Below are 26,060 nucleotides of genomic sequence, written 5' to 3'. Positions count from 1 at the left end.
CTCCCACATTGGATCTTTAGCGAACACAGAATATGTGTACGACAGTGATCCAGTGTGGGAGCGGGCTTGCTCGCGAATGCGGCCGCCCAATCACTATAGAACCAACTGGCTACATCCCCTTGCGCCGCTCCGCCCGCGCCACCCGCTGCACTTCCTGGCGCACCTCTTCCAAGACTTCCTGCACATACAAGATATGCCGGCTCGACACTTCCCGAGCCAGCTCGGCGTGCCCATCCATAATGGCTTGATACAATTCCCGATGCTGGCTGATCAGCATGTCGCGGGTTTCACTGCGCTGCTTGTACATGCCGCCGATGTTGGTCACCACGTTGCGCTTGAGCAGGTCGAACAACCCACGAATGGTGTGCAACAACACCGCATTGTGACTGGCTTCAGCAATCGCCAAGTGAAACCGGGCATCCGCCGCGCCCTCCTCTGCCCGACTCACCTCTTCGTGGCGCGAATAACAATCCTGTAGCGCTTCGAACGCCGCCGTCAGCCGCTCGCGGTCCACATCCGTGGCCCGCAGTGCTGCGTAGTACGCGCAGGAGGCTTCCAGCGTATGGCGAAACTCCAGCAAGTCACGCTGCGCCTCGGGGTTGCTCTCCAGCAATTGCAACAGCGGATCACTGAACGTCGAGCCCAGCGACTCCACCACATAATTGCCGCCGCCCTGGCGACTGACCAGCAGGCCCTTGGCCGCCAGTTTCTGGATCGCCTCGCGCAACGAAGGGCGTGACACGCCGAACTGTTCAGCCAGAGCCCGCTCAGCCGGCAACCGCTCACCGGACTTCAACGTGCCCTCGAGGATCATTCCTTCAAGCCGCTCGACAATATCGTCAGACAAACGGCGCTGACGAATCTGATCAAACCCCATAACTCGATTCTCCACGATCCCGACGGCTCGCCGGGCTCTCTATTCTGGCCCATCCGGGACTTATCCACACCCATCAAAAACCGTTTGCATCAACGGATCAGATGCCGTCTGCACCGCTTATTCGACGAAAGTTTCAGGGCGGCAAATTGACACACGACAACCAAGGCTTTTACCCTAGCCAACAGCGATTGTAAATTGGTATTACCAATTAACCAAAAACGCTGACAGTGCCTGACCAACAACAATTAGGGGCCCACCCACTATGCAAACCTGGCAACAGCTCTACAGCCCGCTCGGCAGCCTTGGCTTGTCCGCACTCGCGGCCGTCATTCCCATCGTATTTTTCTTCCTGGCCCTGGCGGTGTTTCGCCTCAAGGGGCACGTGGCCGGCAGCATCACCCTGGCCCTGGCCATTGCCGTGGCGATTTTCGCGTTCAACATGCCTGCGGACATGGCGTTTGCCGCCGCCGGCTATGGTTTTGCCTATGGCCTGTGGCCCATCGCCTGGATCATTGTCGCCGCCGTGTTCCTCTACAAACTGACGGTCAAGAGTGGTCAGTTCGAGGTGATTCGCAGCTCGGTGCTGTCGATTACCGATGACCAACGCCTGCAAGTGCTGTTGATCGGCTTTTGCTTCGGCGCGTTCCTGGAAGGCGCCGCCGGTTTTGGTGCTCCGGTGGCAATCACTGCCGCCCTACTGGTCGGCCTGGGCTTCAACCCCCTGTACGCCGCGGGTCTGTGCCTGATCGCCAACACTGCCCCGGTAGCATTTGGCGCGCTGGGTATTCCAATTATCGTGGCCGGCCAGGTCACCGGGATCGACGCCTTCAAGATCGGCGCCATGACCGGTCGCCAACTGCCCTTGCTATCGCTGTTCGTGCCGTTCTGGCTGGTGTTCATGATGGACGGCCTGCGCGGCGTGCGGGAAACCTGGCCAGCCGCGCTGGTGGCAGGCTTGAGCTTCGCCATTACCCAATACTTCACGTCCAACTTCATCGGCCCGGAACTGCCAGACATCACCTCGGCCCTGGCCAGCCTGATTTCCCTGACCCTGTTCCTGAAAGTCTGGCAGCCCAAGCGCACCGCGGGCGCCCAGATTGCCGGCGCCACTGCCAGCGCAGCGGTTACCGCCAGCGCCGGCGGTTTCGGCCAACCGCGCAGCACCGTGGCTTCGCCCTACAGCCTGGGGGAAATTATCAAGGCCTGGTCGCCGTTCCTGATCCTGACCGTGCTGGTGACGATCTGGACCCTGAAACCGTTCAAGGCGATGTTCGCCGCTGGCGGGTCCATGTACGGCTGGGTGTTCAACTTCGCCATCCCGCACCTGGACCAGATGGTGATCAAGGTCGCACCCATCGTGATCAACCCCACCGCCATTCCGGCCGTGTTCAAGCTTGACCCGATTTCCGCGACCGGCACGGCGATTTTCTTCTCCGCGCTGATCTCGATGCTGGTGCTGAAGATCAACATCAAAACTGGTCTTACCACTTTTAAAGAGACCTTTTTCGAACTGCGCTGGCCGATCCTGTCCATCGGTATGGTGCTGGCGTTCGCCTTCGTTACCAACTTCTCGGGCATGTCGTCGACCATGGCCCTGGTGCTGGCTGGAACAGGCGCGGCGTTCCCGTTCTTCTCGCCGTTCCTGGGTTGGCTGGGTGTGTTCCTGACCGGTTCCGATACTTCGTCCAACGCCCTGTTCAGCTCGCTGCAAGCCACCACCGCGCACCAGCTCGGCGTCAACGACACCTTGCTCGTCGCGGCGAACACCAGTGGCGGCGTGACCGGCAAGATGATTTCGCCACAATCGATCGCCGTGGCCTGCGCGGCTACCGGGCTGGTGGGCAAGGAATCGGATCTGTTCCGTTTCACCCTCAAACACAGCCTATTCTTTGCAACGATTGTCGGCCTGATCACGTTGGCCCAGGCCTACTGGTTCACCGGCATGCTGGTTCATTAAGTCCTACACGCAATACTGGAAAAACCGACGCCGAACCGTGATTCGGCGTCTGCTATTCACAACCGGGTCTGCAAGGCTGCTGAAAGATTTCCTGGCTATATTCAGCAGCCTCAGCGGACGGATAACCGGGACCACCCGGAGACACGCCTGATGAGCGAGCTTTTTTACAACGCCGTACCCAACGCGACCCGCGTCGCCCCGCCATTGCCCGAACCTCGGCAGTACCCCAGCGAGAAACCTCGTCGGGTCTACCTGTTCGGAACGTGTGTGGTGGACCTGTTCTATCCCGAAGCGGGGATGGATGCGATTCATCTGCTGGAGCGCGAAGGGATCCGGGTGGACTACCCGCAAGGGCAAAGTTGCTGCGGTCAGCCGGCCTACACCTCGGGCTACACCGAGCAGGCGCGGACGGTGGCGCGGGCGCAACTGGCCTTGTTTGCCGAAGATTATCCGGTGGTGGTGCCCTCAGGTTCCTGCGCCGGCATGCTACGCGAGCATTACGCCGACTTGTTCAAGGACGAGCCGGAGACGCTCAAGCAGGTCCAGGCCCTGGCGGCCCGGACCTATGAACTGGCCGAATTCCTGCTGTTTGTCTGCAAGGTGCAGCTGCAGGACAGCGGCAAGCCGGTAAAAATCGCGCTGCACACGTCCTGCTCGGCACGGCGTGAAATGAACACCCACCTGCACAGTCGCGCATTGCTCGCGCAGTTGTGCAATGTGGAACGCGTCGAGCACAGCCACGAAAGTGAATGCTGTGGTTTTGGTGGGACGTTCAGCGTGCGCATGCCGGATATTTCCGGTGCGATGGTGGCCGACAAGACCCGAGCGCTGAAGGAATCCGGCGCACATCAGGTCGTCAGCGCCGACTGCGGTTGCTTGATGAACATCAACGGCGCGCTGGAAAAACAGCAGGAGGCGTTACGCGGCCAGCATCTGGCGAGTTTCCTCTGGCAGCGTACCGGAGGTGCCGCATGAGCACGCCGACGCTGATCCCGACCATTGAGGTGCAGGAAGATTTTCGCGCCCGGGCACACAAGGCTTTGGACGACACGCAACTGCGAAACAACTTTCGCAGCGCGATGGACTCACTGATGACCAAGCGGGCAACGTCCTTCAGCGATGCCCACGAAAGAGAACACCTGCGGGTGCTGGGCAATGCGGTCCGCGCCCGCGCGTTATCCAAGCTGCCCGACCTGCTCGAGCAACTTGAAACCAACCTGACCCGCAACGGTGTGAACGTGCACTGGGCGGAGACGGTGGACGAGGCCAATGGCATCGTCCTCTCGATCATCCGGGCTCACGAGGCGCGGCAAGTGATCAAGGGCAAATCGATGGTCAGCGAAGAGATGGAGATGAACCATTTCCTCGAGGCTCGGGACATTGAATGTCTCGAGTCCGACATGGGGGAGTACATCGTCCAGCTCGATCACGAGAAGCCTTCACACATCATTATGCCGGCGATCCACAAGAACGCCGGTCAGGTCGCGTCCTTGTTCCACGACAAACTCGGCGTGGAGTACACCAAGGACGTTGACCAACTCATTCAGATCGGTCGCAAGGTATTGCGGCAGAAATTCTTTGAAGCCGACATCGGCGTCTCCGGCGTCAACTTCGCCGTCGCCGAAACCGGCACGCTGCTGCTGGTGGAAAACGAAGGCAACGGGCGGATGTCCACCACCGTACCGCCGGTGCACATCGCCGTGACCGGCATCGAAAAAGTCGTGGAAAACCTGCGCGATGTCGTGCCACTGCTTTCACTGCTGACCCGCTCGGCTCTCGGCCAGCCGATCACCACCTACGTCAACATGATCTCCGGCCCACGCAAGCCTGACGAACTGGATGGCCCCCAAGAGGTTCACCTGGTGCTACTGGACAACGGTCGCAGCCAGGCGTTTGCCGACAGCGAATTGCGCCAGACCCTGAACTGCATCCGCTGCGGTGCCTGTATGAATCATTGCCCGGTCTATACCCGAATCGGCGGTCATGCCTACGGCGAGGTGTACCCGGGGCCTATCGGAAAAATCATCACGCCGCACATGGTCGGCCTGGCCAAGGTGCCGGACCACCCGAGCGCGTCTTCACTGTGCGGCGCTTGCGGTGAAGTGTGTCCGGTAAAAATTCCAATCCCGGCTTTGCTGCGGCGGCTGCGGGAAGAAAACGTCAAGGCGCCGGACAGCCCCAACCCAGTGATGCGCGGTCAGGGCAGCAAATACTCGCCCAAGGAACGCTTCATCTGGAATGCCTGGGCCCGGCTCAACAGTTCGCCGCGGCTGTATCGGCTGTTCGGTTTCCTCGCCACGCGCCTGCGCGCCCTGACGCCTAAAAACGTCGGCCCGTGGACCCAGAACCACAGTGCCCCCAAACCCGCCGCCCGCTCATTGCATGACCTGGCCCGCGAACACCTGAACCAGCAGGGAGACCGTTGATGAGCGCCAAGGACAATATCCTCGCCAAGCTGCGTAAAAGCCTGACAGGTGCCACACCGGTTGCCGACAACTTCGATGTCGACCTGGTGACACAAACCTACCGCTATGCGCCCGAGGAACGTATCCCACAATTGCGCAAGCTGATGGAGGCGGTGCACACCGAAATCCATCTGACGTCCGGTGACGACTGGCCCGCGCTGCTGGCGCAGTTGCTGCGTGACCGCCAGCTGCCGAGCCTGCTCATCGCCCCGACCACGCCGCACGGGCAAAAAATCACACAGTTCTGGGCGAACAATCCAGACCTGCCAACTCTCAAGGCCTACGACCGGCCAATAGAGGAATGGAAGGCCGAGTTATTCAATGACACCCCGGCCAGTCTGACCGGAACCCTCGGCGCCATCGCCGCTACCGGCAGCCTGATCCTCTGGCCTACCCGGGAAGAGCCGCGCCTGATGAGCCTGGTGCCACCGGTGCATTTCGCTCTGCTCAAGGCCAGCGAAATCCGCGACAACTTCTATGAGGTGCAGCAGGAATTCGAATGGGCCCAAGGCATGCCCACCAACGCCCTGCTGGTGTCCGGCCCGTCCAAGACCGCCGACATCGAACAAGTCCTGGCCTATGGCGCCCATGGTCCGAAGGATCTGGTGGTTTTGATTCTGGAGGACCAATGACCCTTCCGGCCTCTTTCCTGCGTGACGTACAGCAACTGATTCCGCAAAAACGACGTTTCGACGATCCGCTGTCGACCTTGGCCTTCGGCACCGACGCCAGTTTCTATCGGCTGATTCCGAAACTGGTGGTACGGGTCGAATCCGAAGATGAAGTGATCGCCCTGCTGAAACTGGCCCAACGGGACCAGGTCCCGGTCACCTTCCGCGCCGCCGGCACCAGCCTGTCCGGACAAGCCATCAGCGACTCGGTGCTGATTGTGCTTGGGGATAACTGGAACGGCCGCGAGATTCGCAAACAAGGTACACAGATTCGCTTGCAACCCGGCGTAATCGGCGCCCAGGCCAACGCCTGGCTGGCACCGTTCGGGCGCAAGATCGGCCCTGATCCAGCCTCGATCAACGCCTGCAAGATCGGCGGTATTGTCGCCAACAACGCCAGTGGCATGTGCTGCGGCACCGCGCAGAACACCTACCACACCCTGGCCGGCATCCGTCTGGTACTGGCCGATGGCACGCGTCTGGATACCGAAGACGAAGCCAGCGTGGCGGCTTTTCGTACAAGCCACGGTGAACTGCTGGAGCGCCTGGCGACTCTGGGCCGCGAAACCCGCGCCAACACCGAACTGGCTGCGCGAATTCGCCACAAATACCGTCTGAAAAATACCACCGGCCTGTCACTCAATGCCCTGGTGGATTTCGACGAGCCTGTGGATATCTTGAGCCACCTGCTGGTGGGCTCCGAAGGCACCCTGGGTTTCATCAGCGCGGTGACCTACAACACCGTCATCGACCATCCGAACAAAGCCTCGGCGCTGATTGTGTTCCCGGATGTGGAAACCTGCTGCAACGCCGTCACCGTGCTGAAGAGCCAGCCCGTCTCGGCCGTGGAACTGCTGGACCGCCGCAGCCTGCGCTCGGTGCAGGACAAGCCGGGCATGCCGGATTTCGTACAGCATCTGTCGATCAATGCCTGCGCCCTGCTGATCGAATCCCGCGCCGCCTCCTCGTCGTTGCTACAAGAGCAACTGACCCGAATCATGGCCTCGCTGGCCGGCTTCCCAGTGGAAAAACAGGTCGACTTTACCGAAGACCCACGGGAAAACGCCCGGCTCTGGGCGATCCGTAAAGACACCTTTCCAGCCGTGGGCGCCGTACGCAAAACCGGGACCACGGTCATCATCGAAGACGTGACCTTTCCGGTGGAACAACTGGCCATCGGCGTGAACCGCCTGATCGAGTTGTTCGACAAACATCACTACGACGAAGCGATCCTTTTCGGACATGCGCTGGAAGGCAATCTGCACTTCGTCTTCACCCAAGGCTTCAACAACCCTGAAGAAGTCGCACGCTACCAGGCGTTCATGGATGACGTGGCGCAATTGGTGGCGGTGGAATTCGGCGGTTCGCTGAAGGCCGAACACGGCACCGGGCGCAACATGGCGCCGTTCGTCGAGCTGGAATGGGGCAGCGATGCCTATCAATTGATGTGGCAACTCAAACGCCTGCTCGATCCCAACGGCATCCTCAACCCGGACGTGGTGCTCAGCGAAGATCCGCAGATCCACCTCAAGCACCTCAAACCGCTGCCGGCCGCCGATGAGATTGTGGACAAGTGCATCGAGTGCGGCTTCTGTGAACCGGTGTGTCCATCCAAGGATCTGACCTTGAGCCCGCGCCAGCGCATCGTGATCTGGCGCGATATTCAGGCGAAGAAACGCGCCGGCACCGACACCAACGAACTGGAACGAGCCTACCAATACCAGGGCATCGATACCTGCGCCGCTACAGGCTTGTGTGCACAACGTTGCCCGGTAGGCATCAATACCGGCGAGCTGGTGAAAAAGCTGCGCAGCCGTGACGCGACAAGGACGAAAACTGCCGATTGGATTGAAGGAAATTTCGCCACCACACTGCAAGGCGCACGCTTTGCCCTGCACGTCGCCAACGGTGCGCGCATGCTGCTGGGAGCGCCCCGCCTGGCGAAACTGTCGGCCTCATTGTCGCGTCTATCCAAGGGCCAGGTTCCGCAGTGGACCAACGCCATGCCCCAGCCGGAAAAGGCCATCCGCGTAAGCATTGCCGTGTCGGACGAACGCCCGAGGGTGGTGTACCTGGCGGCGTGCGTGTCGCGGGTGATGGGCCCGGCTGCGGGGGATAAAGAGCAGGTGTCGTTGTACGAAAAAACCCAACGGCTGCTGGAAAAGGCCGGCTACCAGGTCGTCTTTCCCGACAACGTGGACAGCCTCTGCTGCGGCCAACCGTTTGCCTCCAAAGGCTACGTCGAACAGGCCGAGCACAAACGCCAGGAACTGATCGGCGCATTGCTGCATGCCAGCCGCGGCGGGCTCGATCCGATCTACTGCGACACCAGCCCCTGCACGTTGCGGCTGGTCCAGGACCTTGGCGATGTGCGGCTGGATCTGTACGACCCGGTGCGCTTCATTCGCACCCATCTGATGGATCGTCTCGACTTCACCCCCCAAGAAGCGCCCATCGCGGTGCACGTCACGTGCAGCACGCAGCACCTTGGCGAAAGCCAGGCGCTGATCGACCTGGCGCGCAAGTGCAGCAAGAACGTGGTCATCCCGGAAGGCATTCATTGCTGCGGTTTCGCTGGCGACAAGGGCTTCACCACGCCGGAGCTGAATGCCCATTCGCTGCGTACGCTCAAGGACGCGGTGCAGCATTGCAGCGAAGGGATATCTACGAGCCGTACATGTGAGATCGGTCTTACGCAGCACGGCGCCATTGACTACCACGGGCTGGTCTACTTGGTGGATCGGGTGACCCAGGCCAGGACGACCTGAAGAAAAATAGAACCCTGGCGCAGGGTCGCAGTCCACTGATCAAGTCCCGCAAATGCGGGACCGTCCCTAAATTGGTAGCCGTACTGATGGCCGGCGATGCCTGCGCCCTCGGTTCAAGGAGAGACACATGAAACGCTCTGTACTGCTAGGTCTGTTCATCACTGCCTCCATGCTGGCGTCGTCCTCGTTTGCCGCTGGCGGCACCGAAGATCTCTGTGAGGCCAACCTGCAAACCATTGCCAACGCCAAAAACCAAATCAAGGCGCCGGACGTCAGTGCACGCGTTGAGGCCAGCGTCCAGCAAGCCAAGGCGCATCAAGCCCAGAACACCAAGGAAGGCACCGAAAAATGCATCTCCGAAACCACCCAGACCATCCAGGATATCCAGAAGGTCAGTAAAGACGGTAAAAACTCCTGACCGCCTCGGGCCAACCTTCGGGTTGGCCTCGGACGCGGATTGGCGTACACTGCAGATGCTTGCCGCTTCAATAGCTTCAAGAAGCGCCAGGCTCGGGGCCGTTTAGGATTCGACGCCGGTTGCGAAACTTTAGGTGCATGCCGAGTTGGTAACAGAACTCGTAAATCCACTGTTGCAACTTCCTATAGTTGCCAATGACGAAACCTACGGCCAGGAATACGCTATCGCTGCGTAAGCAGCCTTAGATCCTGAGCTTCTGGTACCTTCGGGTCCAGCAATCACCAGGGGATGTCTGTAAACCCAAAGTGATTGTCATATAGAACAGAATCGCCGTGCAGTACGTTGTGGACGAAGCGGCTAAAACTTACACAACTCGCCCAAAGCACCCTGCCCGTCGGGTCGCTGAGGGTTAACTTAATAGACACGGCTACGCATGTAGTACCGACAGCGGAGTACTGGCGGACGGGGGTTCAAATCCCCCCGGCTCCACCACTTCATCATCTAAAGACGTCCACGGACGTCTTTTTTTGTGCCTGAAATCCAGCAAATACGGGGGTTTCAGGGCCATTGAGCTCCACAGCGCTTCAGGCAGATCCATTTTGAAATGTATTCCAAGGCGTATTCCAAGCCCGTGACTGGTAAATTTTGGAATACACAAACAGCGTTGGAGTACCCATGGGAGCCCGAGCCACACGCCTTTCAGACCTGAAAATCAAAGCCGCCAAGCCCAAGGACAAGGACTACACATTGACCGACGGCGACGGCCTTCAGTTACGAGTCCGAACCAACGGTTCGAGGCTTTGGAATTTCAACTACATCCATCCCGTGACCAAGAAACGGATCAACATGGGACTGGGGACGTTCCCGGAACTCAGCCTGGCTCATGCGCGAAAGCGCACGGTTGAAGCCAGGGAGCTGGTTGCCCAAGGACTGGACCCGAAAGAGCAACGCGATGCAGATCGCCAAGCGAAAAAAGCTGCGACAGAGCACACCTTTCAAAACGTGGCGACGGCATGGTTTGAACTGAAGAAAGATTCAGTGACAACTGCCTACGCTGAAGACATTTGGCGATCGCTCACACTTCACGTCTTACCCGATTTGCACGCGACCCCAATTTCTGAAATCAGCGCTCCTCAGGTCATCAAATTGCTTAAACCACTTGAGACCAAAGGCAGCTTGGAAACGGTCAAGCGCCTGACCCAACGTCTCAACGAAATCATGACTTACGGGGTGAACTACGGACTCATTCATGCCAACCCCCTGAGCGGAATTCGATCGGTCTTCAGAAAAACATGGCGGCATTGCCCCCCGATGAGCTCAATGAACTCATGGTGGCGATTGCCAACGCCAGCATCAAAAGAACCACCCGGTGCCTCATCGAGTGGCAACTGCACACGATGACTCGGCCATCCGAAGCTGCGACCACCCGATGGGCTGACATCGACTTCGAGAAGAAGATCTGGACGATTCCACCGGAGCGAATGAAGAAACGTCGCACACACATCATCCCGCTCACGGAGCACGCTTGAGATTTCCGAGTTGCTACCGCACAGATGGACGCGAGCGTAATCAAAAAGCTTAACCACTACGCAGCAAGCTCAACGTAGCTAGACTCCCCACCTCCAGTCGCGCCCGACAACCAACCCCATACGAACATCAGAGTGGTACGTCCTGCGTGATCAACGCTTACCGTGCCACGAGACCAGCCAGCAAGAATCTCACCATCCGTAGTTAAGCAATGATAAAGAAGCTCAATGGTATCGGGGCCAGTCACGCGTCCGACTTGATGACCCATACGGATCCGGCCACCTTGATAAGTACCCCAAATGGAATCTTCTTCGACATGGTAGTGAAATACTGTGCCAGCACCGGATAGCCCCTGGGCGTTACCCGCTACCGTAAATCGGCGATTGTTCAAACGCTCCCTGATTTGAGCAAGGGGGATTTCCATAAGATGTCGCGTCCTTTTAGTCGAAATGTTCCATTACAGCCTTCGATGATCTTAAGCCATTTTGTCGTGCCTGATGATAGGTCTGCTTGCCTATCCCTGGAGCTGCAACTCACGACGATAAAACGCAAGATGTGTTCACCGCCCGCTTACCATCAACGATTTGCACGAATGGTTGTTTCAGCTCATTCTAGCCAGGGATGGCCTAATAATGGCTCACCACACAAGGAAAGAAGTCTCTGCATTTTCGCCTTCCTTCCTAACGAGCCCCACCCCGACCCGATGCATATCAACGCTGAAAGCGATTGAATCACTGCGCAGCCGGCCTTCACGCTTTGCGCTGTAAAGGCGTCTGTGTTGGTTTGAAGCTGAACGACCATTTGATTCAGAAACGAGGAAGGAACCCGTGTCCCTTAGCGACTATTGGAAAGGCCCCGCCCACCGGCAACGCGCAGATGATTTGGAAGCCCAGCTTACGGATCTTCAAACGCAATATGCGCAGCTCCAAGCGCTAACTACGAAGATCGGCGCCATGGACGTCTTGGAGGTTCAGAAGCTAATCGAGCAAGAGAAAGAGAGGCTTACTGCCGTCCGCCAAGAAACTCAGCGCGCTGAGCGGGAGGTGGCTGCGCTAGCGCAACGCTCCTCTGATTTGCAGGGGCAGATACTCGTATGGGAGGAGACGTTACTGCTGGAAAGCTTTGCGCTCTATGAACCCAAGTTCAAGCTAACCACCAGCCAAGAATACAAGTCCCGACTGGAAAGTGTCCGCGAACGTCAGAAAGCGATGATTAAGGGCGGAGAGGCAGCGACCGGGAACATGGACTGGACGGTCAACGACAGCAAGGCTCAAGGTCGAAAGCTCGTTAACGACATGATCAAGCTGGTGATTCGTTCGTTCAACAACGAAGCCGATGTCTGTGTGGACAACGTTAAATTTGACAATGTCGAACTGGGCGAGAAACGAATTCTCAAATCGTTCGAAACCTGCAACCGCCTTGGCAAGATTATGAGCGTAGAGATATCGCGCGCTTATCTGAGCCTCAAGCTCGATGAACTGCACCTTGCCCAAGAGTTTCAGATCAAGAAGCAAGAGGAAAAGGAAGAAGCGAAGCGCGCACGAGAAGAGTTGCGGGAACAACAGAAGCTGGAGCAGGAGATTCGCGCAGCCCGCGAGAAGATAGCCAAGGAGCGCAAACACTTTACGACCGCCATGCGCGACCTCCAGGCTCGCCTGGACAAAGTAGAATCTGAAGAAGAGCGTGCCGCCTTGCTGGCGAAGCTAGCCGAGGTCGAAGCGGGCCGAGCCGAGCTAGAGAGCGAAGAAAAGCTCATTGACTATCGCGAACAGAATGCCAAGGCAGGCTATGTGTACGTGATCTCGAACCTAGGGGCGTTCGGAGAAGGAATTTACAAGATCGGTATGACGCGCCGCTTGGAGCCCATGGATCGGGTTGATGAGCTGGGTGATGCGTCGGTACCGTTTTGGTTTGACGTGCATGCGATGATCTTCTCGAATAACGCTCCCGCATTGGAAGCAAAACTGCACGAACGCTTTGCCGTAGGTCGCCTCAACAAGGTTAACGGGCGCAAGGAGTTCTTCCGCGCGGATATTGCTGAGATTGAGTCGGTCATTCGAGAAAACTACGATGCTGTTGTCGAGGTTATCCATGAAGCACCGGCGGAACAGTATCGCGAAAGCCTGCGCATGGCATTGCCAAAACCCGTAATCCAGCAATCGGAACGACTTACGGCACAAAGCTGAAACTACCGATTGGAAGCACGTTTGTTGGGCCCGGGTTGCGACGGATCCATCCAACAAGCACAAGGACGGAAACGTCCCCTTTCGGCCAGAAGCGGACGGATTGCAAGCAGAGAAAAGGGGACTGATATAATTTCTGAGAAATAAATCAGTCCCCTTTTCCCTAAGACCACGGACGCGTCCGAGACGCTTGGCCAACGATCGAGCCGCAGACAGCTGCAATGGCAAGGCGCTGACGATGCTGGTCGTCAAATTGTGCCAGGCGGAGTTACCACGGGCCCGCCGCCTCCTAGACGCAAGGTCGTCTAATTGTCGGACCGCTTATCAGTCAGCATATTGATCAACGCCCTGAGGCCGGATGGTACATGACGATTCGCCGAGTAATAGAGGCACAGCCCTAGATACGCGGGACACCACTCTTCCAGAACTCGTTTGAGTCGGCCCTCCTTGAGCGCATGTGCTGCAAGATGGTCGGGCACGAAGGCGATCCCTATTCCCTCGATTGCTGCCTCCACCATCAACGATTGATCAGTCAATGTGAGAGGGCCGGGAGCGTTGATCCTTTCGACAGCGCCATGGCGCTCAAACTCCCATCGGTAGATTGCACCACTTTCAAACCGGAAGCGGATGCAATGATGGTCATACAGATCTTGCGGCACTACTGGATATCCGCGTTGCTCGAAGTACTTGGGCGACGCCACTGCCGCAAAGCGGACCTCTCCCATAACTGGGATGGCCACCATATCTTTGGGTACGGCTTCCGCTAATCGGATACCCGCATCAAAACCATCGGCAACGATATCGCTCAGCTTGCCATCACTGAATATGTCGAGATGGACGCGAGGATACTCGCGCAAAAAGCGCGCAAGCACTGGCCACAGCACCAACCGGATGGCGCCCTCACTGGCATTGATTCGCACCGTGCCGCAAGGAGTGTGGTCATTACCCTCTAGCTCCCGAACGGCTTCTTCAACTGAGGCCATTGCCGGTCTTAGTTTTACGGCCAGGCGTTCTCCCGCCTCGGTCAAGGAGACGCTTCGAGTCGTCCGGTTGAAAAGGCGGACGTTCAACCGTTGTTCGAGAGCCTTGATCGAATGACTGATCGCCGAGGGCGTCATGTCGAGATCGACTGCGGCGCTGCGAAAACTTCGGTGCGCTGCGACCGCTAAAAATGCGGCAAACGCCGACAGATCATTGCCCTTTGATTGGTGAATTAGTTTCATCATGAAATCAAATATTGACCAGATTGTCGCGACAGTCAATGAGTCATAGACTCGAATGAAGCTGCAGCATCGCGGTTCCAAAATGGCCGGTGTCGCTCTCAGAGCATCTCGTCCGCAGCCCTAACAGTAATGACCACTTGATCGAAAGGAAAATGCGATGAAGATGAAGGCAGTTGTGATGACCGGGGCGAACAAGCCCTGGGAGGTTCATGAGGTTCCCATGCCCGAGGCAGAGCCAGGGCTGGTCCTGGTGAAGGTTCACGCCTCCGGTATGTGCTATACGGACGTGTGGGCAACTCAGGGGGCTGGCGGTGACATTTATCCTCAGACCCCGGGTCACGAAGTGGTCGGCGAAATCGTCGAAGTCGGTGCGGGCGTCCACACGCGCAAAGTTGGAGACCGAGTCGGCACCACCTGGGTACAGTCCTCGTGCGGTCGATGTCCGTACTGCCGCCAGAACCGCCCGTTGACCGGCCAAACGGCCATGAATTGCGTTTCGCCCAGGACGACCGGCTTCGCGTCGCAGGGCGGGCACGCAGAGTACATCGCAATTTCTGCGGAAGGCACGGTATTGTTGCCCGATGGGCTGTCCTACACGGACGCCGCGCCCATGATGTGCGCGGGCTATACCACCTGGAGCGGCCTGCGAGACGCGGAGCCGAAACCTGGTGACAGGGTCGCGGTGTTAGGCATCGGCGGGTTGGGCCACGTCGCCTTGCAGTTCTCAAAGGCATGCGGATTCGAGACCATCGCGATCACGCATTCCCCAGACAAGCGCAAGCTTGCGACCGACTTGGGCGCAGACCACGTCGTCACCAATGCCGAGGAGCTATTGGCAGTCGGAGGTGCCGACGTGCTCCTGATCACCACAAACGACTTCGAAACCGCCGAAAAGGCGCTCGCAGGAGTCAATCCTGACGGTCGCATCGTCCTTTGCGGGCTCGACTTCAGCAAGCCGTTCTCGATTCCGTCCGACGGCAAGCCATTCCATATGATGCGCCAACGGGTGGTTGGCTCCACGCATGGCGGACAGCACTACCTCGCCGAAATTCTCGAATTGGCCGCGAAGGGTAAGGTCAAGCCTATAGTCGAAACCTTCTCTCTTGACCAAGCAACGGAGGCTTATGAACGCCTGTCCTCCGGGAAGATGCGATTCCGTGGTGTGTTCCTGCCTCACGGCGGAAATTGATTCCCAGAGCGGTTCCGGCGACCGCGAGGTCGCCGGCTTCGACTCCAACACATGCAGATGCCTGTTGGCGACTGACAAATATCGGCTTCCGCTTCCAGAGCGATGCATCGCATCTTGGGCGGGTGCGTGAATAGGTATAGCTTTTCTAGAAACCTCGGTACCTCAAAGCGAGCCCACTGATCCGTGTGGGGCGGTCTGCTAATGGCCGTTTTCTGCCTGTCGCCACCGACAGAAATCGGCCAGAAGCTGGCACTGACAAATCCCTGATTGATACCTGCCTCGATCACGATTCAGGGTCGCGCAGAGTGTTAGCGGATTCGAGGTTGTGCTGAGCATTCACCTTGAGGTGTGCCTGATATATGTCGGGGGCGGGCTCCCAGCGCTCAGCTCTTTCAGCTTGGATGACTTTTGCTCGCTTTAAATGTCGGAACCGTGTTGCCTGTGAACCCGTCAGCACCGCAGCCAAGAAAAGCTCTACGTCGAATGGCTTACCGCGCACAGCTGGCCTACGCTCAGCGATGGTTAATGCCGAGCCATACAACTGGAGAAGTGGAATGACGAAGGACGCCGAACACCCCCTCACTGAACTGATCTCCATCGCAGCCAAGGCTGGAATTGGAATGCTCCCCGGAGGAGGTTTGCTGACAGCGAGCTATGAAGGGTTGCAGCTGCTTAGTAAACAAGCGGCTGCGCAGATGGAGCGCCGGTCTGAAAAACGTTACCAGGAATTCATCCAAAGCGTCTTTGCTGGGGAGGTTACTCCGGAGGTCACGGAGCACCTGACAGCGGATGATTACACCGCTTTGCTGTCAGGTTGCATGGCAGATATGGAAAACGAGAAGGCCAAGTACTATGGTCGCCTGGCTGCGGCCATTGGTCGTGGCGAGGTGCAAGGGAAGAGCAGACGTTTCCTGATCATTACGCTCAGTCAGGTTTCAGATGAGCAACTGCAGATGCTCCGCAGATCCTATGTCGCGACCCGCTTTGACCTAAAACCGAGCCAAGGTAACGGTCATGTTGATCCTGTTGAGATACTGCACCTGAGTCACCCGGTACAAAAGCATGAATACGATGAGCTAGTTTCAAGGTTGATGTATGTTGATAAAAAACTGACTAAACTAGCTGAGGAATTGGTTCGGGCATGTTTTACAACTGAAGAGCTAAAACCATCCGCCATCGGCTATGTTGCCTGGTTCCCAAAGCTTGTGGACATTATCTTCGACACGAACCAATTCACTTTGGTTGAATCGTTAATAGACGGTTTTTGGTTGGAAGCAATTCGCACGTCAAACCGTTCAGTTGCCGTAATTGACCGTTCCGCAATTGCGAATTTTGCTTCTCCGCGTGTCATGGTGGTGGGATCGGAGGCTGCACCTGAATATTTGATAGAGCTCAAGGCACGCCTAAAAAATAATGACGTGTTGTTTGTATGTCTGCATGACCATGTGTTGCACATACAAGCCGATTATCCAGATAGCACCATTATTAATGCCGAAGGGTGGAGTATTCCTCAAATCACTGAAGCAGTGGTGAATCATGTGAAAGCGACCAATGGTCTATTAGAAGTCGCTTAGCGAGGGCGCAGGGGCTGAATCGCGTGCGTTGAGAAATAGATAATGCGAGGCGGGGAGGCATGCGGCTGTTGAGGGATTGCAGCTGAAATCCACCACCCTATCAATATCGGCCAAAAGCAGCTCTTAATGTAACGTCTGCTTTATGGCCGATTGCTGACTGTCACGGCCGACCGCAATCCCCCCTTACTGCCCCTAGCGGCAGGCAGAAAGCGGCCAGAAGCGATCGTTGAGGTGAGGCTGAGCTTAGCTGCTCCGGCTCACATAGCGTTCTCACTGCGGCGGGCAAATTTGGTGATTTTTCCGTTTGCCGGAGCAATGGCCGAAACAGCGGTGGCGCACCTCCCAGCGTGACAGCCACCTTGCAAAATGTGTGGCCTTCCCCCCCACGGAACTAATACATGGCATGGGCGCTGTCCTGACAAAGCCGTACCTGTTGGCAAGCTCCATCCGTGTTCTAGGTGAGTCGCGACTGTGTCAAATAGCGGATGACGATAGGAGTTCCGGGGCCCCGCAGAAAGTACGGATGCAGCGCCGCGCTTTGCTTTTGGATAAGTAGGGGAGTGCAGCCTGCCGCCATGGTGAGTCATGCACAGAGCGTTGAACGACTCCCCAGCCACAACAGAAGGAATGCAGGCGTAATCGGCATCGCCAGGGAGGAGACAGTTCTTGGGGCTACTACGCCGCCGACGCAGCGTGACTGCCAGCCCAGAATCGTTAGACGTCCGTCCAGTGCAACGCTCGATAGTGACCGCTCCAGCAGTGATAGTCCCAGGCCATGCAGCGTCCCAAATGTGCAAGGAACCTCGTTCATGCAACTCAGCAGCGAATGCCAGCTGGATTGGCTTCAAGGGCACTGGCGGTGTCAGCCAAGGCGTATTTAGAGCCTCAGGCCACCTTTGAGCTGAAGACCAGTGATCCCAATCCCAATGAGACAGAATGACCATGGGGTCGCAGGTGAAGCAGAAACCAGCAAAACCATCGGGGAATGTCTTTTTGTTCGTGAGCACCCCCCCTCCGAAATCTACGTAAAGTTGAGGAATGTGCAGATCATTATCAATGGCAGCCTGACACGCACCCTGCCCAACATCATAAAACGCAACTCCGCCAGCAGTAGATACCCTCGCTAAACGCTTTTTCAGAGAATACTGAGATTTACTAGAAGAGTTATATTTAGCCAGAGCTTGTGCGACTTCCCCTATTCCCCCCCTTTCTGCCCAGCCAAGCGGACGAGGCTCATGGAAAGATATTTTGACCGTCGCTCCTTCAGAAAGGAGAGTGGTGTAAATCCGCGCATCACTCTCCGAGCTAGAAGCGGGCTCGTACCCAAATTCGAACCACGCAATATCACCGGGGTTAGAACCCTCAGGAAATAGAGGAAGTTTGTAGCTAGTCAGCTCAAGTACTGATAGCGGTGCCGCCTGAAATAACTTGCTCCAACTCGGGCCATTCTCGCTCGCCTTAAAAGAGTTTAACCAAGAGGTATCGACACACTCAAGGTAGACTGGTTCAGCCTCATACGGCTGCAAACCGTCATCTAGCTCAGGAACTTCTATGGCAGCGTAAACGCGCCCTTTACGACGCGGCTCGCCATCTTCCTGGCCAGCAGAAGCAAAAAATTGGTTTTTGAACATAAGCGAGTGTATCCCTTTCTCTGCAATGCCAAGCTCGGAGTTTAGAGCCTACCAGTTTCTTGGTTAGGTTGCGGCTGTGCCTGCTGTACCCCGACGACCAGTGCTGCTCAAACTGGGCCAGCACAATTTGCTCTCCGCGAGTCACTAATCGCCCAATCGATATATCCTTCATTTTTCTTAAATTATTTGGATATCCAGCGCGCAGTCATTCACCTACGCGCATCACTGCGTTAAGAGATTAGACCTTGGTCTTGACCGACGTAGGGGGCATGTATGACTGCCAATGCTCTTTAAACTGCGCATGGACAATCTGCTCTCCTCGCCTTACTAGCCGCTCAATCCACTCTTTGTCCATTGCATTGAAATTGGTCGCATAGCCCGCTGTGGCCTCAGCGGTAACCATATCCAGGTTAGTAAATTTGAGGGTACTGTCCTTCTGACCGAGATAGGGCAACATGAAGCCCTTGAGCTTGCCTAGGTTTTTGAGGTCAAAAAGGCGTTTCATCGCTAGATTCTGGGCTCTTGCGAACACGCTCTCAAACGACGCCCCCATGCGCGCGCCCCACATTGAAGCGGGCTCAGTGACCTCGAGGCCATAACCTGCTCGGCAGGCAATAATCCAATCATGGCGTGGCACCGGGAGACTTTCCGAAAAGTCTCGGTCCGGCCAGAGCGGAGCCAAGCCCAGGTTGTCGTAAACGCCCCCGTCAGTGAGGGTAATCCTGTGCGCCTGCTCTTCCGAGGCCTTACTGAAAAGCAGACGCTGATCGAGAGCTGGAAGAAATGCCGGGTATGCTGCTGAAGCCACGACAGCATCAGCCAGCTCGACCCCTTCAGAGCTAGCGGATCCATACCGCCAGCAATGAAGGCGATCTCTGGTGTAGTAAAACGCTGCCTTTGCTCGCAGCTCACAAGCTATGACAATGAGCTGTGGTCGATCCTTTCGCAGGTCTTTCAGCAAACAGCCGTTGAGCGTTTTGCTGAAGACATTTCGCATGATGGTGGTACGGCTGGCCTTGCGCAGGAACGGCGCTGAATTAGGCCAATGCTCTCCCGCCCTCCACTTACGGAGTACCCGCTGACCAATTCGCCAGAAAAACGCCACCGCTCGCTCGACCACCAGCGCACTTGCATAAGCTACGGCTTTAACCCCGTCAGCAGAACTTAATGCCCTCCAGAGCGCAGGTTTGGCGAAGCCTTCACGAAGGATCTCACGTGTTCTGGCCTCGAAGGCCTCGAAGTCTCCAGGGTGGCTGCAATATAGGCCCGCCAATACGCTCCCACCCGAAACCGCGGTGATGGTAGACACCCGCTGAAGCACGCCTAAGTCATGCAATGCACGGAGGCAGCCCAAATGGAATGCCATAGCTCGAGAACCACCGCCCGACAGAGCTAGAGCTATCTTGTCGGTACCTTCATCCTGAGAAACCAGCAGGGAATCACTCACACTCATATGTCACCACTCCCTCCGCCACGCCACGCTCGTTCCATCCTGCACGAAGCCAACTGTCCCGCTCACCACAAATAAACATCACATATGGCGACCCTAGTGGCCCCAAATGGGTATCCAGGTGGGCAAAGACCTTCTCATCGTCAGCGCTAGGCCGAGCCGCCACACCTCCAGGATGGCTATGCCACTCACCGATGTAATGCAAACGTCCAGCAGAACCGTCAGCCAACGCTTCAATACGCGGCTTAAGATCTTTGATACCTCGAATGAAATAGGTTGGCGCTTGCTTACTATCTGGAGGAGCAGGAAGTGCTGCAACAACGTGTAGCACATTGCGCACCAGGTCGAAGGTACCGATCAGAACACCTCCTGTCTCGTTCCTTCCAGATTGTCGACGCAGCTCACGCATTGTTCGAACGGCTTCGGCTGTAATTGTCACTCGGATCTGAGCAGTTTCAAACCGACTGACTGGTTGCACCGGCAAATCCAATGCCTGTACAGCGCCTGTTTCCACAGTGAGCCTCCAGATTTTGAAGCTTGCATCATCGTTTTCAATGAGCTGCGCCAACTGCCCGGCAGCAAGACCACAAAGCGTCTGAAGCTGCCACGGTGGTAGCGGCCGCGAGAGGTCTTGGCATGCATTTGCATAGCGAATACGGTCAACCCGCGCAGCAGTCAGGTGCCCACACAGCTGAGCTTCGGTAGCCACAGCCCAGAAGTATTGAGCCTCAAGCTCATCGAGCTTGGTATCTCGAGCCTTATCCTCGGCAAGCACCACTAGATCAGAGCCATCAGGGCCGAAAAACGCACTGACACCACGATTAACGGGCTGGTCCGATAACCAGCCCAACACCGCAGGTGAGGCGCTAAAATCCACAGAAATCTCGGAGTTTTGGAGCGCAGCATTGAGCGCGCCCGCGTGCTCACCAGGTGTAAAGACGTTGACGGGAATTGCTGTATTCCCACCTTCCTCTAGCACTTGCTCAAGGTCAATCTGCAACACTCTCGCTTTCGGAAAGCCTACCGAAGCATTCCTCTGCACCTGACGGACCGTGTTATGCGGCAACGTAATATCTCCGTCGACCAGCACCCAGGGCCCTATGCCCGAGCGGGTTGCGATCATTGCCACGTTCGAGCCGATCGCGCCGGCACCGATCGCCAGCAACGGAGTATCACTCTTATGTTCAGTACCGGCAAAGTGGCGGGCGGTGACACGATCGAGTCTCTGAACGATACGCCAAGGGTCCATGGAGATGGAGGAAAGATCTGCATTAGCAGTACTTCCGAAGAGCTTGGATGTAGTAAGCCCAGTTCTCGCTTCAGTGATGGTTACATCCAGCCGCTCCCCTAGCTGGGCAAGGTTCTCACCAAGGGTGTAACACCAAACCTCCGGCTGCTCATCTGGCCCATCGGCCCTCCGCCGCTTGGGCACCGTGAGAATTAACATCGGTTGCCGGCTTTCTGCACCATTCAACTGCTCAGGCTCCAACAACCATCGAGCCAAGTCTTGAACCAAATCAAACCCTAGGTCCAGGCAGAGGCGCTGTAACGCCCCTAAATCATAAGGCGTTCTGGCTAGACCACGGTGGAGCAGTCCAGGAAGCTGCGGTGTATAGATGGCGAAATTATTACCCTCTACATTTTTCTCGGGCTTCTCCCTAGACATTCCAATAGTGGTATGGCCTTCGTGCTTGAATGCAATCTGGATATACCACGGGCCGAGCATCTCCCCTGAGGGAATGATCAGCGTGTTTGAACCCGAGTGAATCAGCGGTTCCAGAAACTGACCGTCATCATGCACCGTGCCTGCGGCCATCAAGGAGAACCAGGATCGAATCCTTTCTATCAAGGCTTGGCCAGTGAGGTTCGTCGCCAAGTCGGTCCAACCCTCCTCCCAGATGCACAAACCCAGGCCACCGTTTACGTCACGATCCAGGTTGGTGTGAACCATACCTACAGGAAAATCCTCACGACTCGACAGCACCCGTGGCTGCCAAGAGTCGTCGTTGTACATGAAGACAAGCTGGATTGGCTCCCGTGGTTGTATCAATACCTGGCGCCGCTGCTCCAGCTCGATCTCAAGCTCAATGTCGAGAATGTCGTGAGTACCGTTACGGCTCACCTTCGTCAAAGTTGCATAAGGGTGGTTCGGCGATTCACTCAGGTACCGCACTACTGAGCGAGCCAGAGAGGACCGCGGCGCTTCGTACTCCTGGCTCATGGTCAAATTCCCGCGCGTGGTGCGGGGGTGGTGATGATCACCTTCGGCGTCTGCTTACGGACTTTGTAGCCGGTGCTCTTGATTTCAATGACCAGCGGTTCTGGCTTCGTCTTGGTCGGATGCTCCATGGAGACGACCCACTCCCCACCCAGCTTTTTGGCTACATCTTTGTAATATGCGGCTGCCTGGCGGTGCGGAGGCTGCTTATCTTGGTCGTCAGTCGGGATGACCTTACTGGTAGATACCAAGAGCCCACCCGGCTGGCCGGCTTCTTCGTAGAGCCATTTCGACGAATCAGAGGGGACAGTCTTCTCTTCGCCTTTTTCGTCGCTCAGAGCCGTATAGCTACAGTGGTGCGGGATGTTGTTGATGTCCCACTCAAGGCGGTGCTCACGGTCGTGGTATCGGGTGACAAACACAATGTCATCGATGACGTCGTGGGGTACATCTGCCGATAGGATCATCTTGGTCTGCTGACCTTCGACCTCAAACGTAGCCTGCATAAACAGCGCATCGGCGTTGCGAACGCGAACGACGTCGTCACCTTCGCGCTTACCGAACGGCGAATGGACGAAGAATTCAACACCATCATGAGCAAGGTTGAATTCTGGGCAAGTTGTGCCTGCATCGCTAATTAAGTTGCGGCGCTTGGCCGGGTCGATGTCCCGCTCGGTGAGGAAATCATCCAACTCCGAAGGACGAGAGAACACCCGCACTCCTTCCCCCTGAAGGAATCGGTGGCGCGCCTCAGAACGAAGGGTACGAGCTTGACCTTCAACCCCCACCTCCAGGACGGCATGCGCTGGGACCCAAAGAGTTTTGATCTTAATGCGATCGTCGCCTTGGTACTTGGCGGCATGATCCAGCCAGAAAATCTCTTTCGCGCGGTTACAATGGTCTTTATCGAGGTGGGTGAACGCGACCACGTCAATCGTCTTGTCGTCACCCAGGATGTCCCGCAGCTCCTTTTCCAAGTCGCAACGCTTGTCCTCAGGATCATCAGCTTTATGCATGTCAGCAAAGTCGAAGAGAATTCGACGTCCATTGGCCAGCTCGATGAGACAGGTATCGGCGTTGCCGATGGGGAAAAACCGAACAATATGCATACTAGGTCCCTTAGAACGGAGCGTCGTTCGACTGGCTTTAGGCCATTATTGGTCACAATTGGAAATTACTACATGTTGTGCCAGAAAATCAATAGAGGCACAAAATAAGCGATTTAGTCAGGAATTCTTGCCTTTCAGGGGAGATACTTACCCCCTGACTTAACCTAAATCCCACCACCAACGGCCTTGCAGAAGGGTGAGATCCAAGTCTTGTGGCACAGGTGCGCATCTCTGACAGTGGTTTGCTGGGTACAACCGGGGGCTACAGCCATGTGTATCAACTCAAGTTGAATGCCCACTCCCTTTTTGCTATCAAGTCGACCTTACTCAGGAAGCTACGCAATGGATAGCACGCAACAAACCTTGGCCAACGCCTACCGCGAAATACTCACAGGCCTGTCGCGGCACTGGCTCGACCGTAGCTGATCCCACGAAGCGGAATACGCCAAGCTTTCTGGCCTTTTTCTCCCGGGCACCTCGCCTGCATACCATTTGCACCGCAGAAAATTCTGGTGGTCGGGCGCGAAACCCGCCGTTGGGACGTGTTGGAAGGGGATGACAAATTCGAGAACTTGGAAACCTACATCTGCAAAGCGATGGCAGTACAGCAAGATTACCTCGCCAGGTTCATATTAAACCCAAAGACCGAGGCGAAAGCTTCTTCAACTTGCTGCGCAACTTGGCCGAGGATCATGGTACGCAAAGCATCGCTTGGGCAAATTTGTTCTGCTTCGCTTGGAACAAAAAGTCTCCGATGCACTAGAAGCACTTTGAAAAACTGCTGGAGATATCGGAGCAATTGCTAAAAGCTCAAATAAATATTTTGCAGCCCGATGTCATTATCTTCGCAAACGGCGCCAGCAGTGCGAGGTTTCGCCAGGGTATTTTCCCCATAAGGGCGAATCGAGTGTATGTAGCGAGTTGGGTGACTTCTGCGAGCAGGGGATTCCGCTTAACCAACTGTGGCGATTCAATTTATACCAGCGCATTCAATGCTTTCGAATCCAGCACCCTAGCAGCATCAGCGCACCGTCTCGTGCAGCACGTCGTTTTTTGCTGGAGCAGTTACGCGTTGGTGGTGAAGGCGGGTGAACTCTATTAATTCGCCCCGCATGACCGCCGCAGTCTAATCAGTCGACCGACCACTTCTGGCCGTTTTCTGTCTGTTACTGAACGTTGAAAACGCCCCGACGCTGACAATGGCTATATCCCCGGAATAATTCTCGTGCGAAACGACGAAGGCGTTATAGAGATTAATCCTGAGGCTTATCTGCGGGGGGCTGTTGCGTACTGAGTTGCTCGGTGATTAGCCGGACTAACAGATCATGCAGCGGGCTTAGATCCAGCTTTCCTGTAGGCAGGGACGCATCAACACGCTGTAGTGCATCGACGTATTCATCTCGGTTGCGACAAATCAGCTCAGGAAGGATCGTAGTCCCTGGTAGCCAGCTTCCGGACTTCACACACAACACGAAATAGCAGGCAGCCCTAGCTGTTCGACCGTTGCCATTGATAAACGGGTGAATGTGGTTTAGTCGCCAAAGCACGTATGCCGTTAGCGTCACTGGGTCGGATTGCTCCCAGCTCCTATTCACTATATTCACAAAATCGTCCATGAGCGCCTCGACACGGTAGTGCTCGGGGGGCATATGATTGCCTACGACGACTTGGCAAGGACGGTACTCGCCTGCATTTGTATGCAGGCAAGTAATGGCATGGAAATTCAATGCCTTGATGATGTGGTTCGACAGAAACGCTCGGTCCACAGCCAATGCTGCACCCACTATAGACCGCAAAAAGTCGTACTGCCGATTGCCATTGGAGACTTCCAGTTCTTGGTAGACTGGATTTTGCTCGGTGTTTCCGCATAGCTCGAAGAGGATCAACGTTTCGCCCCTTCGACTCCTTCCTGCTCAAAGATCAGCTTGCGAACCTGTTCGCGGGTTATGCCGTTCTTCGAGCCAACAGACCCGTAAACGAACGATATACGCTGTTCCAATACTTCTTCGGCCGTCTGCTTATGTTGCGCAGCCCCTTTGAGCGCAAGCAACAGATCTGGGCTCGTATTCAAGTCCAAGAAATTCTTTGCCACGTTGACCTCCTTTGCGCTGGTTGACCTATTCATTCGACACCGGTGCACGCCTGATGTCCTCTTTATTTATCGATCCCGCTGACAAATAGCGCAAGAAAATTTACGTTCCCGGCGCCAGACACCGACGCGGGGGCCGATAGGCTATGCAGCAGATTGTAGCCTGTTCTCACGCTTTGCCTCTGTGTGTTTTAGTACCTACTGTCGATCTGTAACGCCGATGAGAACCGCCAAGGGCCTGCATCGCTCCGACCACGCGCAGCCCTTTGCAGACAATATGGGGGCAGGCTTTAGCCGGGTCGACGCTACCCATTCGTCCCTCGTCTGTCGACGGTCTGCTTTTGGCCGGTTTCTGCCTGTTGCCGCCTTCCGACTCGGATCGATTGCTACCCGTTGTCCCGACTGCTGCGAGAAGATCACTGCTTATCATAGATGCGAAGCAAGGTTTTCAGATCGAATATAGGCGGGGGTCATCGGAGTGCTATCTCATGAGGTATTCCATTTGGTATTCCAATCAAAATACACAAATAATATTTAATTTAATAATCAAGAAGATAAACTACCGTTTCAGATTACCCCGGCCCACCATTTCATCATCTAAAGACGTCCACGGACGTCTTTTTTTGTGCCTGAAATCCAGTAAATACGGGGCTTTCAGCGCTACTGGAGGCTTTCCAGCGAGGGGCACAAGAGGGATACGGTGCCAAACAA

General features: G+C 56.2%; 17 protein-coding genes, 1 other RNA gene and 1 pseudogene. 11 read left to right on the top strand and 8 right to left on the bottom strand.

Features of this window, described 5'->3' with window-relative positions:
- Nucleotides 1-109: 109 nt before the first annotated feature.
- Nucleotides 110-877 carry a GntR family transcriptional regulator gene (locus tag DTP52_RS11385; RefSeq protein ID WP_109753472.1) on the bottom strand — a complete coding sequence of 256 codons (768 nt, stop codon included), beginning with the start codon at nucleotides 875-877 and terminating at the stop codon, nucleotides 110-112.
- Between the two features lie 262 nt (nucleotides 878-1,139).
- Between DTP52_RS11385 and DTP52_RS11380 the strand changes: the two genes are divergently transcribed.
- The 8 genes and pseudogenes from DTP52_RS11380 to DTP52_RS11345 form a co-directional block, all read left to right on the top strand.
- The gene (locus DTP52_RS11380) at nucleotides 1,140-2,834 is read left to right on the top strand and encodes a lactate permease LctP family transporter (protein WP_109753471.1); all 1,695 of its coding nucleotides are present in this window, start codon (nucleotides 1,140-1,142) and stop codon (nucleotides 2,832-2,834) included.
- A gap of 150 nt (nucleotides 2,835-2,984) precedes the next feature.
- Nucleotides 2,985-3,809, top strand: coding sequence for a (Fe-S)-binding protein (locus tag DTP52_RS11375; RefSeq protein WP_109753470.1), 825 nt, complete (start codon nucleotides 2,985-2,987; stop codon nucleotides 3,807-3,809).
- A complete protein-coding gene (locus DTP52_RS11370; RefSeq protein ID WP_109753469.1) occupies nucleotides 3,806-5,260 on the top strand; it encodes a LutB/LldF family L-lactate oxidation iron-sulfur protein in 1,455 nt (484 codons plus the stop codon). Before DTP52_RS11375 ends, DTP52_RS11370 begins: the two co-directional genes overlap by 4 nt.
- Nucleotides 5,260-5,931: a lactate utilization protein gene (locus tag DTP52_RS11365; protein ID WP_109753468.1), complete on the top strand. Its 672-nt coding sequence runs from the start codon at nucleotides 5,260-5,262 to the stop codon at nucleotides 5,929-5,931. Before DTP52_RS11370 ends, DTP52_RS11365 begins: the two co-directional genes overlap by 1 nt.
- Nucleotides 5,928-8,738 carry an FAD-binding and (Fe-S)-binding domain-containing protein gene (locus DTP52_RS11360; protein WP_109753467.1) on the top strand — a complete coding sequence of 937 codons (2,811 nt, stop codon included), beginning with the start codon at nucleotides 5,928-5,930 and terminating at the stop codon, nucleotides 8,736-8,738. The genes DTP52_RS11365 and DTP52_RS11360 overlap by 4 nt, the downstream gene beginning before the upstream one ends.
- Before the next feature lie 127 nt (nucleotides 8,739-8,865).
- Entirely contained in the window at nucleotides 8,866-9,156 is a 291-nt protein-coding gene (locus DTP52_RS11355) for a hypothetical protein (protein ID WP_109753466.1), read from the top strand.
- A 94-nt stretch (nucleotides 9,157-9,250) separates the two neighbouring features.
- Nucleotides 9,251-9,648: a transfer-messenger RNA gene (gene ssrA / locus DTP52_RS11350) on the top strand.
- A 183-nt stretch (nucleotides 9,649-9,831) separates the two neighbouring features.
- Nucleotides 9,832-10,682, top strand: a pseudogene (locus tag DTP52_RS11345) (integrase arm-type DNA-binding domain-containing protein); the annotation flags it as partial.
- 59 nt (nucleotides 10,683-10,741) lie between these two features.
- Here DTP52_RS11345 and DTP52_RS31335 read toward each other — a convergent pair.
- Nucleotides 10,742-11,107, bottom strand: a complete 366-nt coding sequence (locus DTP52_RS31335) for a hypothetical protein (protein WP_109753465.1) — start codon at nucleotides 11,105-11,107, stop codon at nucleotides 10,742-10,744.
- 403 nt (nucleotides 11,108-11,510) lie between these two features.
- Between DTP52_RS31335 and DTP52_RS11335 the strand changes: the two genes are divergently transcribed.
- Nucleotides 11,511-12,869, top strand: coding sequence for a DUF4041 domain-containing protein (locus DTP52_RS11335; RefSeq protein ID WP_109753464.1), 1,359 nt, complete (start codon nucleotides 11,511-11,513; stop codon nucleotides 12,867-12,869).
- 302 nt (nucleotides 12,870-13,171) lie between these two features.
- Here the strand turns inward: DTP52_RS11335 and DTP52_RS11330 are convergent, their stop codons facing one another.
- Nucleotides 13,172-14,089 carry a LysR family transcriptional regulator gene (locus DTP52_RS11330; RefSeq protein WP_218278354.1) on the bottom strand — a complete coding sequence of 306 codons (918 nt, stop codon included), beginning with the start codon at nucleotides 14,087-14,089 and terminating at the stop codon, nucleotides 13,172-13,174.
- Between the two features lie 157 nt (nucleotides 14,090-14,246).
- On the opposite strand from DTP52_RS11330, the gene DTP52_RS11325 reads away from it, so the two are divergent.
- Entirely contained in the window at nucleotides 14,247-15,278 is a 1,032-nt protein-coding gene (locus tag DTP52_RS11325) for an alcohol dehydrogenase catalytic domain-containing protein (protein WP_218278353.1), read from the top strand.
- 554 nt (nucleotides 15,279-15,832) lie between these two features.
- On the top strand, nucleotides 15,833-16,852 hold the full coding sequence (locus DTP52_RS11315) for a hypothetical protein (RefSeq protein ID WP_095667581.1): 1,020 nt from the start codon (nucleotides 15,833-15,835) through the stop codon (nucleotides 16,850-16,852).
- A gap of 1,869 nt (nucleotides 16,853-18,721) precedes the next feature.
- On the opposite strand, the gene DTP52_RS11310 is transcribed toward DTP52_RS11315, so the two are convergent.
- From DTP52_RS11310 to DTP52_RS11290, 5 genes are all read right to left on the bottom strand, one after another.
- Nucleotides 18,722-19,936 carry a patatin-like phospholipase family protein gene (locus DTP52_RS11310; RefSeq protein ID WP_095667582.1) on the bottom strand — a complete coding sequence of 405 codons (1,215 nt, stop codon included), beginning with the start codon at nucleotides 19,934-19,936 and terminating at the stop codon, nucleotides 18,722-18,724.
- A complete protein-coding gene (locus tag DTP52_RS11305; RefSeq protein ID WP_109753461.1) occupies nucleotides 19,923-22,154 on the bottom strand; it encodes a Mov34/MPN/PAD-1 family protein in 2,232 nt (743 codons plus the stop codon). The genes DTP52_RS11310 and DTP52_RS11305 overlap by 14 nt, the downstream gene beginning before the upstream one ends.
- 2 nt (nucleotides 22,155-22,156) lie before the next feature.
- A complete protein-coding gene (locus DTP52_RS11300; RefSeq protein ID WP_095667584.1) occupies nucleotides 22,157-23,260 on the bottom strand; it encodes a hypothetical protein in 1,104 nt (367 codons plus the stop codon).
- 1,253 nt (nucleotides 23,261-24,513) lie between these two features.
- On the bottom strand, nucleotides 24,514-25,026 hold the full coding sequence (locus DTP52_RS31595; RefSeq protein WP_223538903.1) for a Fic family protein: 513 nt from the start codon (nucleotides 25,024-25,026) through the stop codon (nucleotides 24,514-24,516).
- Nucleotides 25,027-25,142: 116 nt separating this feature from the next.
- Nucleotides 25,143-25,352, bottom strand: coding sequence for a hypothetical protein (locus tag DTP52_RS11290; RefSeq protein WP_146206849.1), 210 nt, complete (start codon nucleotides 25,350-25,352; stop codon nucleotides 25,143-25,145).
- Nucleotides 25,353-26,060: the final 708 nt, after the last annotated feature.

This window comes from Pseudomonas sp. 43mfcvi1.1 (assembly GCF_900115935.1).
In the GTDB taxonomy this organism is placed as follows: Bacteria; Pseudomonadota; Gammaproteobacteria; order Pseudomonadales; family Pseudomonadaceae; genus Aquipseudomonas; species Aquipseudomonas bijieensis.
Note: the sequence above shows the minus strand (reverse complement) of the source record. Positions and strands in the feature narration are given on the sequence as shown.